The organism is Butyrivibrio sp. DSM 10294 (assembly GCF_028539135.1).
GTDB lineage: Bacteria > Bacillota > Clostridia > Lachnospirales > Lachnospiraceae > Butyrivibrio.
The window spans coordinates 75,883-89,369 of record NZ_JANSWL010000039.1 but is presented as its reverse complement, the minus strand read 5'-3'; the positions used below and the strand labels follow the sequence as shown (position 1 = coordinate 89,369).

Below are 13,487 nucleotides of genomic sequence, written 5' to 3'. Positions count from 1 at the left end.
CTTGCTGACTCGCTTCGTGAGTCAGCAAGAACCGTCCCCATTGACTCACAACCGTCCCCATTGACTCACATCTCAACCATAGAATTTCGGAGGTAACAATGAAAATATATCGAGCGCATGACTACAAGGATATGAGCAGAAAGGCGGCCAACATCATCTCCGCCCAGATCATCATGAAACCCACCTGCGTACTGGGCCTGGCCACAGGCTCATCCCCCATAGGAATCTATGAGCAGCTGGTGGATTGGTACCGCAAGGACGATCTGGACTTCTCCAGAGTTAAGACCGTGAACCTCGACGAATACAGAGGTCTGTCCGCAGACAACGATCAGAGCTATCGCTACTTCATGGACAAATACCTCTTTTCCAAGGTAAATATCAAAAATAAGAATATCCACATCCCCGATGGAAGCAACGAAGATGCGGAGGATGAATGCCGCAAATATGAGGAACTGATTGACAGCATGAACGGCATCGATCTGCAGCTCCTGGGCCTTGGCCCCAACGGCCACATCGGCTTCAACGAGCCCGCAGACTGCTTTACAAGAAGAACGCACCTCGTAGACCTTACAGAGAGCACCATCGAAGCCAACAAGCGCTTTTTCGAGGATGTCTCACAGGTTCCGCGCCAGGCTTACACCATGGGCATCGGCACCATCATGAAGGCCAAGAAGATCCTGATGGTGGCGGAGGGTGAGAAAAAGGCTGAGATACTTAAGAAGGCCCTCACCGAAGAAGTAACACCCCGGGTGCCGGCGTCAATATTGCAGCTCCATCCTGATTTCACGCTGGTTGCTGACGATGCAGCGCTGAGTTTGATGAACATTACATGACTGAAAAAGAAATTTGAGTGTTATTTTGCCATTTTAGTGGTATTATAGTTCCGAGAATTTGTTTATAATTTCTTTAGATTTTGTTTAGAAATTAATTAGAGGTACATGATGGAAACAATAACACTTTACGAGAATTTATCCGTAGTTCTTGGCGTTCTCGGATTTATATTCCTTTTAGCTGCAGTATTTTTATTCTTTTTCCTGGATGTAGGTCACTACATCGCAGTACTAACCGGTTCAGAAGCCAAAAAGGGTGTCGGAATGATCAGACAGGCCGCTACAGCCGGACAGGTTCAGGCAGATGTACAGATGATGCGATCAACCGGCGCCGTAATTTCCTGGAACAATACTTCAGGATCGCTCAACATGCAGCCCGTAAGAAATACCGGCCGCATGATGCCGGGTATGAACCCGCAAGGCAACAATAACATGACAGTCCTTATGACTGACAGCAGTGACGAGACACAACTTTTGATGGAATAAAGAGAGGTCTTACAGATCTCTCTTTTTTTTTGGATGTTATTCGTCCGATTTCAAGTGTCATTCGTCAGAAAAGAGGCACAAGCAAAAGTTTTTTTGGTATATATAATTGGTCAATTTTATGAAATGAGGTATGTAATGAAGCTTGTCTTAGTACAGCTTAGATTTCCTGAGGGAAGGATGGACCGCGAGGCGGAGGGCACAGGCAGCGTAGGGATAGAAATATTCGCCTGTGATGGAGCGTATAGATTCATGAGCGTTTCATAAAGGCCTCGATGGGTCTGTCCGCTGCTCCGTTGTTTGACGTCCGGCCAAATCCCATCCGGGAAACCACTTAATATTACTCCGGACGGAGTTTAGGAGCTGCAGACCCATCGGGGCCTTTATGAAATGCCATGTAATCTAAGCGAAGGAGCGGTGAATATTTCTATCCCTACGCTGCCTGTGCCCTCCGCCTCCGGGTCCACCCCCCGAAATCTAAGCGTCCGGGTATCCAAACATTTACAGCTCTTCAGCGCGGACTATTACGGGGCGGGAGCAGCTTACTTCCAGGTTGCCGTTTCGCTGGCGGATCTCATCCATCATGGCCTTGGTGCTGGCTTTCTGACGAAGTGAGATTTTGTAGGTCAGCTTGTACAGGCTTCCCATGCCGGAAGTCTTTACTTCTTCAAGATCCGCTTTTGTCGTAAATCTTTCAAATATATCATCAAAAACTCCTTCAAAATCAAGGCTTTCGGGGATTGTGATCTTAAGGGTCTTTTCCTCGGAAGCTTTATTATTGAGGGAAAGACTGGAGAGAATCAGATTGGCAACAGTGATGATCACTGCAAATATCGCTGCAATACCAATGTAACCCATTCCTGTAGCAAGACCAACGGCCATAGCAAGGAAGATGCTGGTTATCTCTTTGCCGGAACCGGGGGCGGATCGGAACCTTACCAGCGAGAAGGCTCCCGCTACTGCGATGCCGGCTCCTATGTTGCCGTTTACAAGCATTATTACTACCTGAACAATTGCAGGAAGAAGTGCCAGTGTTACGATGTAGCTCTTGGAGTAATTATTTTTTAGCGTATACATAAATGCTATAAAACAGCCGATGAGAATTGAGCATATAGTTGCTGTTACAAAACCGGCCCCTGTGATCGTGCCGCTTTCCATTATGCTTTCGAAAATAAAATCTGTAGTCATTGTATATTTACCGTATCCTTTCTTTTAACTTAAGTTCACACAGCCCTGGGAAATGCTGCGATCTTGTTCTCAGGTTCAGTGGTGGCAGCAGTGCTGCTATACATGTAGTCCAAGTACCCTCTGCCATATTTGGAAAAACTGGTCTGTCTGATATTAAGTTCATCCAGTATCCTTGCAATTTCCATGGACATCGCCCCTGCGATCTTGAGCTCCATCAGATGCTGCCCGGGAAGAAGAATGTCTTTTCCCACGTTTCCTTTAGTCAGTGAGAGGTCTGTGGTTCGCCATCTGATGTTTGTGTCAAAGGTGATGCGAAGTTCAGGATCTTCTATTCCGGCCATTGCTATGCGGTCATAGGAGATTGCCATGGCGGGCCGGATTCCTTTGTAATACTGTAGAAAATAGTCGATCTCCTTAGAAATCTGGCTTTCTTGGGCAGGTTTTTGACCTTCCGTAAGATAAGCCATGGCCTCTTTGTAGGGCATATTGATCCTTCTTTTGTAGACTATGCCTTTGTATTTTTTCTTGATCTCGATAAAAGCGTTGGTATCATCCGATGCAACTTTGTAGGTGCGAAGCCTTAGCTTTTCTTTGTAGACGGGCTTTTCCAGAGAGCGCTCAATGAGCCTATAGTCAGGAGTGTCAAAGTAGATATTGAGGATTGAGGTCTCGCCGTAGCTGTCGATGGCTGCGATGGGCTCTAGCCTCTTCATCAGCTCTCTGTACTGCATCTCGTCCAGAAGATATTTGGTCTCTATTCGTTCAAAAACTTCTTTAAATCCTGCCATGTTTAGTTTCCTTTATTTCCCTTGGTTCCACGGTTTCCTTTATTGCCGGTATTATTTTGCTGATTTTCTGAATCATTCGATCTTTCGGGCATGTTACTTGGGTCAAAATTCTCAGGCATGTTGCCCTTTTCAAATCCCTCAGGCATATTGCTGGGATCGAAGTTCTCAGGCCTCTGGGATGAATCGTCGTTTCCTGACTGGTCACCATTTGGACCACCCTGTCCGCCTCTGCCACCAAATCCGCCTTGTCCGCCGGGGCCACCGCCCGATCCTCCAAAGGTCATGGAGTTGGTGATTTCTGTAACCTCTTCGCCGTTAACTGTGACTGTGCCGCTGTTTATCTGAGCCTCGCCGTCGAAATCAAAGGCAAACTGTGCAGTGATATCCACTGTGCCGCCATTGATGTAGAGATTGCCGTTAGCATCAATGGCGTCGGTGTCGCCGGAACCCATATTGATCGTAAGCTCTCCGCCGTTTATCTCTATTACGACGTTGTACTGACTGCTCTTATTTGATGCGTTGATACCATCGTCACTGGCTTCAATGCTGATTTTTCCATCGTTTATCTGTACGAAGGTGGCTTCAAGTCCCTCAGAAGCTGATATTTCAAAGGTTCCACCATCCATCATCAGAACAGTGGTTGCCTGGATGCCGTCATCGGAGGCTGTAATATCAAAGGTGCCTCCTGAGATATAGATATAACCAAGGGAATCGTCATCTGAATTTTCACTGTGGAGAGCATCTTTTTTAGCATTTATGGTAAAAGAGCCATCGCTTATCCTTATGGAATCCTTAGCTTCAATGGCATCCTCTTCGGAAGTGATATTGTAGGTGCCTCCGGTGAACTTCACGTCGTCTTTTCCTGAGATGCCGTTGGCTGTTGATGTGATGGTAAGTGTTCCTGTTCCGTTAAATACCACATCGTCCTTGGAATAGATCACTGCGTCTGTGCTGTTGTCGCCGTCTGCGGTGAAGGCTCCTGTAACGGTAAGTGTATTTTCGGAATCCGTAGTTGTTATAAATACCTTGTCTGCAGCCTTTACATAGATCGCAGGACTGTCTGCATTTGTTATTGAAACTCCGTCCAGCACCAGCTGAACTTTGGCTGAATCCGCATCAACAATTATGGAGCTGTCTGTTGCCGTTCCCCGGATCACATATACACCTTCGCTGTCTATCGCTACATCTTTACCACTCTCTAATGTGATATAGTTGGCATCTGTAAGGTCAGCTTCCTGCTCAAGATCCCTATCACTGAACATTTCCTCGGAATTAAGAAGCCCGGAGGTTGCTGTCACAGCATCGCCGCTTGAAAGGTATTCTGTAGATCTGTTCTCGCCCTGAGTTAGCTCTTCGGGGGAAGCCTGGTCACCTGAACCTGCGTTGTCCTGAGATTCTTTTGTATCAGTTGAAACTGTCACGCTATCGGTAGATCCCGAAGTGCTTGCTCCGCAGCCGCCTACTACCAGGGCTGTACTAAGGAATAATATTGCCAAAAATCTATTTTTTCTCTTCATGATTGTTTTCTCGCTTTCTTTGAAGTGTATTTTTGTTATCTGATGATGCCATTCTATTAGCGCTACCTAAAACAAACCTAAAGAAAAAAATAAAGAAAGTATAAATAAAAGGCACTTTTTTGCTGAAAAGGCTATGTTGGTTTAAGTGAGGATGCGATATAATTGGTGCACTACTGCATCTGAATGGATGAAAAAAGTTTGGGAGGAAACCTATGAGTAAGTATGAAACGCTGTCCGCGGAGGATATAGCCAAGAGATATAGGATTTTCAGAGTCCTGAGGCATATAGCCACAGCAGTATTTGTTCTTTTTGTGGCACTTGATCTGTTTGTGATTATATTTTCATTAGTAAATGGAATTGAACTGAACTTTGCTCTCGAGTACTTAGGCAACACTGCAAAAGCCGGAGTTTTGATCATATTCTGCATGCTGTGGTTTGGGATAAGAGACATAGCTCAAAGAGCCGGAATGTCCAAGATAGGATGGGCCTACGGCGATTATGAAAAGAGTAAGCAGCTGTACACAGTCCTGGGTGATAAAATAAAGAACAGAAAACTCAGGAACTATTTCAGATACATGAAGGCCAGAGCCTGTGCAGCCCTAAAGGAATATGACGAAGTCGTGACACTTTTGAATCAGCAGGGAGACAAGCATATTGCAGCAGGTTCCAAGTATAACGAGTATCTTCTCCTTGAAGACGCTCATTTTTGCACCAACAATTATGCAGAATTTGAAAATGTACACTCCAAATCCATCGAGGCAGCGGGGAAACTTGGCGACAAGAAATACTACAAATGGCTCATCGAATGCAATAATAAATTATATGATGCAAGAAAAGCCTTCATCGATAAGGACTACGAGAACTCCAAAAAACTCTACGATGAAACCCTGCAGATCCTGCGTCAGAAAGAATATGGCTCATTAAACGCCGACATAGCACTCACAAGCTACGAAGCCGCCAAAGTCTCCTTCGAACTTGGCGATACAGACGACGCCTACCACAAAGCCCGCACCGCCGTAGAACTCGGCAAAACCGGCTGGTTCGCTAAGGAAGCAGAGGAAATGCTGGAGAATTTTGAGAATACTAAAAGGATTATAGACTAATACATCATTTCACCAATGAGGATAGTTCTAATTGATGCACGTAAAAAATGCACCATTAAGAACCGTCCCCATTGGTGAATTTTTTGTTCCAACGCGCAGCAAATCCGGAGGCAGGGGCATGAAGGTGGCAGGCAGATAGAAATATTCGCCTCTGATGGAGCGTATAGATTCATGAGCATTTCAAAAAGGTCCCGACGGGTCTGTTCGCAGCTCATTTGTCTGACGTCCGGCCAGATACCATCCGGGAAACCATATTAGTATAATCCGGACGGAGTTTATGAGTTGCAGACCCGTCGGGGCCTTTTTAAAATGCCATGTAATCTAAGCGAAGGAGGGGCGAATATTTCTATCTGCCTGCCACCTCCATGCCCCCTGCCCCGGGTTAGCGTCCGGGAAACCAATTTCCCAAGGCTTCAATTCGGATCATTCGACTCCAGGTGACGCTCCTCGAGGAGTTGTTCCATGAGGAGGAGGTGATCTTTGTCCATTACGGGGTTGCTCTTGGGAAGGGATTTGCGGTAGGCTGACGGAGTTATCTTCTTTTCCTGCCGAAATGCCTTGGAGAACACCAGCGGATCCGTATATCCGCAGGACAGAGCAATCGACTCGATAGGCAGCTGCGTCAGCTGTAGAAGCTCAGTGGCCTTCGATATGCGATAGCTCGTCAGATACTGCTGAGGCGAGATGCCAAGAGTTTTTTCAAATAATGTATATAAGTAGCTGCGGTTGATGCAGACATAGTTTGCGATGTCCGTAACCTTGATGGGGTTGCAGTAGTTGCTGCGAACGAAGGCCTGGGCCTTGGATACATAATAATTGGCACTACCAGAATCGCTTCTTTGAGTAACACTGATACCGCTGGCTATTACTGATAAAAACAGCGACAGAAGTCCGTTTCTTCTAAGGGAATCCTCCACCGAGAAGGTGTTGTGATCCATCATATCTTTTACCAGATCATAGATGGCGTTGCCGGCGCTACTCTTAAATACCGGCTGTTGCAGGGAGAGCCCCAGCTGCGAAACAATATCCTGCGCTCTTTTTCCACCAAATCCAACCCATACGTAGGTCCATGGATCCTTTTCATCGGAAACATAGTAGGCAAGCTCATCCGGCACAATAAGAAACCCGTAGTCCTTCTCCAAAGGATAGGTCTCTCCTCCTATATTAAAGCTTCCCTTGCCACTCATTATGAAATGTATCATGAAATGGGGCTTCAACGCAGGGCCGAAACTGTGGCCCGGAAGTGTCTGCGAAATACCGCAGCAATATACGTAAAGATCGTCGGATTCTTCGGTGTTAAATAGCAACTTATAGGCTTTTTCCATTGAATAACCTCTGATAAACTGATAATCAGTGAAACTGTCTTAAAACCACATTTAATATGATAGCATAAAAACACAGATTTCATTGTTATTTTGAAACGAATGCTGTAAAATTGTGAAATGTAAAAGTGCAATTATTTTGGAGGAAGAAGTGGATAAACAGACACAGGACCTGATTGATGCAGGTAATGATATTTTAAAAAGTGTGTCCAGCGCCATAGACAGGAATGACTACAGTACGCTGGCCGCAGACATCAGCAGGACTCTTAAAACAGTTAGTATAGAGAAGAGAACAACTTACGCAAGCAGGAACTACAGCCAGGTACGCAGAAACAACTACACCTACGTGAACAGGGCACCTCAGGTTAAGAGAGTCAACTATCCGTTTTTGCAGAAGAGAGTCAGCAGATACAGCGGACTGGGACAGCTTATCGCAGGAGCCACAGTGGGACTTGCAGTAGTTTTTCCCACCTTTGCAGCAATGATCGCAGCGAATCTTATACCCGGAATTGCTATCAGCGGAGCTTTTCTTGTAGCATGTACCTTCATTTCATGCAGAGGAATCAGAAAGCTTCAGATGTCCAAGAAGCTCTATCAATACGGTAACATTCTTAAGGAAGCTGAATATTTCAAGATCAGTGATCTTGCCAAGGTCACCCTCAAGACTGATGAAGAGGTTCTTAAGGATATCAAGGCACTTATTAAAGAGGGATATGTACCAAGGGCCAAGCTTGATTCTTCCGAGACCACCTGTATGATCACAGACAACGCATATCAGATGTACCTCGGAGCCGAGCAGGACAGACTTGCCCGTGAGCAGAAGGAACAGAACAAGCAGAAGGCTGAGGTTACCCGCAGCAAGAACCTTTCCAAGGATCAGGCAATTATCGCTGAGGGCGAGGAATATGTTAAGTTCGTCAGAGAGATCAATGACGTTATTCCTGATACAGACGAAATGTCCAACAAGCTGTACCGCCTTGAGAATATCATGAACAGGATCTTTGCACAGGTTGAGAAGGATCCCGACAGTGCGGAAGAGCTTCACAAGCTGATGAACTATTATCTTCCCACCACCAAGAAGCTTCTTACGGCTTATGTAGAGCTGGACAAACAGCCTGATGTGGGCGAGAACATCACCAAGACCAAGAAAGAGATCGACGCAGCAATGGATACCATCAATGAGGCTTTTGAGAACCTTCTTGACAGCCTTTTCCAGGATATGGCGTGGGATATTTCTTCGGATATTTCCGTTATGAAGTCAATGATGGCTCAGGACGGACTTACTGCTGAGGGGCAGGGAGTTGCAGCCCAGATGCAGATGAAACAGTAAACAATATTAGTTTAAATAAATGTATGAATCGGAGGAGAAAGTAATGGCAGATCTTGAATTCGGAGCAGCACCCGCTGCACCTACATTATCATTTGGAGCAGAGGCAGCCGAGGCAGTAGCTGAGGCACCTAAGGCAGAGGCACCCAAGGACAACGGCAACATCGCTCTGGAGGCACAGCTCACACCTGAAGAGCTCAAGCAGGTTGAGGATTTCAGCAAGCAGATTGATATCAACAACAGCACAGGAATCATGAACTTCGGTGTTGGAACACAGAAGAAGCTCGCTGATTTCTCAGAGAAGGCTATCGACAATGTTAAGACCAAGGACATGGGCGAAGTTGGAGACATGATCACAGGCCTTGTTACTCAGCTTAAGAGCTTCGAAATCGATGAGGATGAGAAGGGTCTTAAGGCTCTTTTCAAAAAGAGTGCAAACAGAGTCGAGGCTATGAAGGCTAAATATGCCAAGGTTGAGACCAATGTTCAGACCATCAGCAACGAGCTGGAGAGACATCAGGTTACCCTTATGAAGGACGTTGAGCTTCTCGACAGAATGTATGACCTTAACCTCAACTACTACAAGGAACTGTCAATGTATATCCTTGCCGGTAAGAAGAGACTTGAAGAGGAGCGCACCACAACACTTGTAGAGCTTCAGAAGAAGGCTGCTGAGTCAGGACTTCCTGAGGATGCTGAGAAGGCTAAGGACTTCGCAAGTAAGTGCGACAGATTTGAGAAAAAGATCTACGACCTTGAGCTTACAAGAACCATTGCAATGCAGACAGGTCCTCAGATCCGTATGGTACAGAGCTCAGACACAGTAATGGCTGAGAAGATCCAGTCAACCATCGTTAACACAATTCCTCTTTGGAAGAACCAGATGGTTATCGCAATCGGTATCGAGCACGCTACACAGGCAGCTCAGGCCGAGAGAGAGGTTAATGATATGACTAACAAGCTTCTTCGCAAGAACGCTGATGCTCTTAAGGTTGCTACAATCGAGAGCGCCAAGGAAGCTGAGAGAGGAATCGTTGATATCGAGACCCTCAAGCACACCAATGAGACACTTATCACAACTCTTGATGAAGTGCTCAAGATCCAGACAGAAGGTAAGACCAAGAGACGTGAGGCCGAGGCTGAGCTTTCACAGATCGAGTCACAGCTTAGAGACAAGCTCCTTGAGGCTGCTAAGACACAGAACCAGTAATACGGGGATTATAAGAATAAACGGAAGGCGGTATGAGAATTATCTCATACCGCCTTTTTTGATTAAGAAAATTAACATTATGACTGATTATTCAAACAAAGTGATATTTATGGGAAGGTGTATAATATGGTATATATAAAGCAAGATAACAAATAAAAATAATTTGGAGTTAAACATAACAACACATAACATTAGGAGGGTATTATGATCGATCAGAGCATGAAGCAGGCTGTACTTGACGGATTTAAGGCGCAGTTTGGTGAGAAAGAGGGCGTTAAGGCATACTTTGCACCGGGACGTGTGAATCTCATCGGTGAGCATACGGATTACAACGGAGGACATGTTTTTCCCTGTGCACTGACAATCGGAACTTATGGCGCCGCAGCTAAGAGAGAGGACAGAACAATCAGACTGTTTTCCATGAATCTGGACAGGTTCGGGGTATATGAGGTTTCTCTTGATGATATCGAGACCCCTTCACCCAAGGCAGGATGGACCAATTATCCCCTGGGAGTTGTATGGGCCTTTGCCAAGAGAGGAATGAAGCTTGATAAGGGCTTCGATATGGTTATCAACGGAAATATCCCCAACGGTTCGGGACTTTCTTCATCAGCTTCACTGGAGGTTCTCACAGGATTTATCTTAAGAGATCTGTATGGCTTTGAAGTATCCAATCAGGACATTGCTCTTATCGGACAGTACTCAGAGAATAACTACAACGGCTGTAACTGCGGTATCATGGACCAGTTTGCTTCCGCTATGGGCAAAGAGAATAACGCTATCTTCCTTGATACAGCAGATCTTTCATTTGAATATGCTCCGATCAAGCTTGAGGGTGCCAAGATTGTTATCGCCAACACCAACAAGAAGCACAAACTCACAGATTCCCAGTACAACGCAAGACGCAGCATGTGCGAGGAGGCTCTTGCAATTCTTCAGAAGAGCCTTGATATCAAAGGACTTGGCGATCTTTCAATCGAAGAATTTGAGGCCAACAAGCATCTTTTGACAGACCCTGATATGCAGAAGAAGGCTAAGCACGCCGTATACGAGAATCAGCGCACAATTGAAGCGGTTAAGGCTCTTAAGGACGGAGACATTGAGCACTTCGGCAAGCTTATGAGACAGTCCCATGAGTCCCTTCGTGATGACTACGATGTTACCGGCATCGAGCTTGATACCCTCGCTGAGGAAGCCTGGAAGATTCCCGGAGTTATCGGATCCAGAATGACAGGTGGCGGCTTCGGCGGCTGCACAGTTTCTATCGTAAAAGACGAGGCAATTGAGAATTTCAAGAAGACTGTAGGCGAGGAGTATCGTAGGAAGATTGGCTACGATGCAACCTTCTACACAGTCGAGATCGGTAACGGACCTCAGGTAATCTAAGAAAAAAGTGCGCCGTGAGTCAATGGGGACGGCGCACTTTTGGCAATAAGAAAGGAAGAAAAAATGAAGATTCAGGAAGCTATAAATAATCTTGCTGCCTACGCTCTTAAAACAGGTCTTATAAAAAAAGAAGACATCATCTACACCATCAATTCTCTGCTGATCCGGCTGGGAATTGATGCTGCGGAGTTTGACAAAGCAGATATCATCGCCCTTGCGGACAAGATCCCGGCAAACGGCATCGAGGACGGAACATACCTTGAGGAAGTCCTTAAGGTTCTTGACGACTATGCTGCAGAAAACGGTCTTATCGAAAATAACAGCGTTGTCTACAGAGATCTATTCGATACTAAACTCATGGGCGAAGTAACTGAGAGGCCAAGTGCAGTGATCAAGCGCTTCAATGAGCTGTACAAAGAAAGCCCGGAGAAGGCTACGGATTACTATTACAATTTTTCCAAGAATACAGATTACATCAGAAGATATCGTATCTCCAAGGATATGAAGTGGATCGCACCCACGGAGTACGGGGATCTTGATATCACCATCAACCTCTCCAAGCCTGAGAAGGACCCCAAGGCCATCGCTGCAGCAAGAAACGCCAAGCAGTCAGGCTATCCCAAGTGTCAGCTGTGCTGGGAAAATGAGGGCTATTCGGGAAGAGTCGACCATCCCGCCAGGGAGAATCACAGGATCATCCCCGTAACCATCAATGGAAGCGAGTGGGGATTCCAGTATTCACCTTATGTATACTACAACGAGCACTGCATCGTGTTTAACTCGCAGCATATTCCCATGAAGATTGAGCATGACACATTCTGCAAGCTCTTTGACTTTGTTAAGCAGTTCCCCCACTATTTCGTGGGATCAAATGCTGATCTTCCGATCGTTGGAGGCTCAATCCTTAGCCACGACCATTTCCAGGGCGGACATTACACCTTTGCCATGGCGAAAGCACCTGTGGAAAAAGAGTTTGCGGTTAAAGGCTTCGAGGATGTTAAGGCCGGAATTGTAAAGTGGCCCATGTCTGTTATCAGACTTTCCGGCCCGGATACACAGAGAATCATTGCCCTTGCGGATGTGATCCTTGAGAAGTGGAGAGGCTATAGCGATGAAGCAGCATTTATTTTCGCTGAGACCGACGGTACTCCTCACAATACCATCACTCCCATAGCCAGAAAAAGAGGCGATAACTACGAGCTGGATCTGGTGCTTAGAAATAACATCACCACCGACGAGCATCCTCTTGGAGTTTATCATCCCCATGCAGAGCTTCATCATATAAAAAAGGAAAATATCGGTCTTATCGAAGTAATGGGACTTGCGGTTCTGCCGGCAAGACTTAAGGGTGAGATGGCTGATCTGAAAGAAGCAATTCTTACGGGAAAAGATCTTAGGGCCGATGAAGTGCTGGAAAAGCACGCTGATTGGGTAGATGCCTTCAGCAAGAAGTATGACAAAATAGATCAAGATAATATTGACGAGATTGTCCAGAATGAAATCGGTGAAGTGTTCATGCATGTCCTTGAAGATGCCGGAGTTTATAAGAGAACCCCGGAGGGACAGGCGGCATTTATGAGATTTGTAGAGAGTATATAATGAGCTAAATGGGGTGGTTGTGAGTCAGCAAGAACCGTCCCCATTGACTCATAACCACCCCATTCATTCAGGCTGCGGTTCAACTCCCTCGGCTGCCAGCATATTCAGTATCTGATTGCGGCTGAGGGCATTTAAGTTCTTGGCTATAGGAAGGAGACCTTCAAGCTTTTCCTTTATCCTGGCTTCGTTGTAGCCAAGCTTGGTCTTGTACATATCTATAAGAAGTCTGTAGGTTGCAGAGATGTCTGTTCTTGTTTTGACAGCAAATTCCAGAACATGACAGGCATCCTCGAAGCGGCCTGCGTTGTAGAGGGCTTCGCCCCATTTCTGCAGGGATACCACAAGGGCTGTATAGTTCTGATCATACTGTGAAAGAGCAGTGATATTGGCTGTTCCGTATTCCAGTTTGAGATCTGTGTTGGTAATTCCAGTAAAATTCACGATCTTTTCGTCTTTGAGAGCAAGAACTTCCTCTTCTGCAGCTTCAAGCGTTGCGTTGTCCTCAGCTGTTCCGAAGGGAAGAAGGTCAACAGGGATGTGAATGTACTCAAGGGCATCCAGACTTTTTTTTCTGACATTATTGGATTCACGTTCTCTGTCCCAGAAATTTTGTTCTTTTTGTTCAAACTTTCTGGAGGTCCTTCTCATGCCGATTGCAGCGAATACGCACATCAGTATGAAGCTTGCTAAAATGGGGAATTTCATCTATAATATCCTTTCAGTAAAATCATGGA

13 protein-coding genes are annotated in these 13,487 nt (G+C 45.8%); 8 read left to right on the top strand and 5 right to left on the bottom strand.

The genetic code is table 11. From position 1 onward, the window contains the following. Positions 1–98: 98 nt before the first annotated feature. The 3 genes from nagB to NXH67_RS02605 all read left to right on the top strand — a co-directional run bounded on the left by nagB (position 99) and on the right by NXH67_RS02605 (position 1,580). Entirely contained in the window at positions 99–833 is a 735-nt protein-coding gene (nagB, locus tag NXH67_RS02615) for a glucosamine-6-phosphate deaminase (protein WP_272796271.1), read from the top strand. Positions 834–938: 105 nt separating this feature from the next. Further along, a complete protein-coding gene (locus tag NXH67_RS02610) occupies positions 939–1,316 on the top strand; it encodes a hypothetical protein (RefSeq protein ID WP_272796270.1) in 378 nt (125 codons plus the stop codon). A 135-nt stretch (positions 1,317–1,451) separates the two neighbouring features. Next, positions 1,452–1,580, top strand: a complete 129-nt coding sequence (locus NXH67_RS02605; protein ID WP_272796269.1) for a hypothetical protein — start codon at positions 1,452–1,454, stop codon at positions 1,578–1,580. Between the two features lie 234 nt (positions 1,581–1,814). Here NXH67_RS02605 and NXH67_RS02600 read toward each other — a convergent pair whose 3' ends face one another. From NXH67_RS02600 to NXH67_RS02590, 3 genes are read right to left on the bottom strand one after another with little or no spacing between them, the layout of a single operon-like run. Next, positions 1,815–2,501: a DUF4956 domain-containing protein gene (locus tag NXH67_RS02600; protein ID WP_272796268.1), complete on the bottom strand. Its 687-nt coding sequence runs from the start codon at positions 2,499–2,501 to the stop codon at positions 1,815–1,817. 35 nt (positions 2,502–2,536) lie between these two features. Continuing rightward, on the bottom strand, positions 2,537–3,289 hold the full coding sequence (locus tag NXH67_RS02595) for a polyphosphate polymerase domain-containing protein (RefSeq protein ID WP_272796267.1): 753 nt from the start codon (positions 3,287–3,289) through the stop codon (positions 2,537–2,539). A 2-nt stretch (positions 3,290–3,291) separates the two neighbouring features. Beyond that, positions 3,292–4,806 (bottom strand): carbohydrate-binding domain-containing protein, encoded by a 1,515-nt coding sequence (locus tag NXH67_RS02590; RefSeq protein ID WP_272796266.1) that lies wholly within the window; start codon positions 4,804–4,806, stop codon positions 3,292–3,294. Positions 4,807–5,018: 212 nt separating this feature from the next. Between NXH67_RS02590 and NXH67_RS02585 the strand changes: the two genes are divergently transcribed. Next, complete coding sequence (locus tag NXH67_RS02585) at positions 5,019–5,909, top strand: hypothetical protein (RefSeq protein ID WP_272796265.1); 891 nt, start codon at positions 5,019–5,021, stop codon at positions 5,907–5,909. A 413-nt stretch (positions 5,910–6,322) separates the two neighbouring features. Here NXH67_RS02585 and NXH67_RS02580 read toward each other — a convergent pair whose 3' ends face one another. Further along, the gene (locus NXH67_RS02580; RefSeq protein ID WP_022777987.1) at positions 6,323–7,234 is read right to left on the bottom strand and encodes an AraC family transcriptional regulator; all 912 of its coding nucleotides are present in this window, start codon (positions 7,232–7,234) and stop codon (positions 6,323–6,325) included. A 148-nt stretch (positions 7,235–7,382) separates the two neighbouring features. Here NXH67_RS02580 and NXH67_RS02575 point away from each other — a divergent pair, with 148 nt between their 5' ends. The 4 genes from NXH67_RS02575 to galT all read left to right on the top strand — a co-directional run bounded on the left by NXH67_RS02575 (position 7,383) and on the right by galT (position 12,753). Next, entirely contained in the window at positions 7,383–8,561 is a 1,179-nt protein-coding gene (locus NXH67_RS02575; RefSeq protein ID WP_272796264.1) for a 5-bromo-4-chloroindolyl phosphate hydrolysis family protein, read from the top strand. A gap of 43 nt (positions 8,562–8,604) precedes the next feature. After that, the gene (locus tag NXH67_RS02570) at positions 8,605–9,768 is read left to right on the top strand and encodes a toxic anion resistance protein (protein ID WP_022777985.1); all 1,164 of its coding nucleotides are present in this window, start codon (positions 8,605–8,607) and stop codon (positions 9,766–9,768) included. A gap of 204 nt (positions 9,769–9,972) precedes the next feature. Further along, on the top strand, positions 9,973–11,154 hold the full coding sequence (locus NXH67_RS02565; protein WP_022777984.1) for a galactokinase: 1,182 nt from the start codon (positions 9,973–9,975) through the stop codon (positions 11,152–11,154). Positions 11,155–11,217: 63 nt separating this feature from the next. Beyond that, complete coding sequence (galT, locus tag NXH67_RS02560; protein WP_272796261.1) at positions 11,218–12,753, top strand: UDP-glucose--hexose-1-phosphate uridylyltransferase; 1,536 nt, start codon at positions 11,218–11,220, stop codon at positions 12,751–12,753. A 63-nt stretch (positions 12,754–12,816) separates the two neighbouring features. Here the strand turns inward: galT and NXH67_RS02555 are convergent, their stop codons facing one another. Further along, positions 12,817–13,458, bottom strand: a complete 642-nt coding sequence (locus tag NXH67_RS02555; RefSeq protein ID WP_022777982.1) for a hypothetical protein — start codon at positions 13,456–13,458, stop codon at positions 12,817–12,819. Positions 13,459–13,487 lie beyond the last annotated feature (29 nt).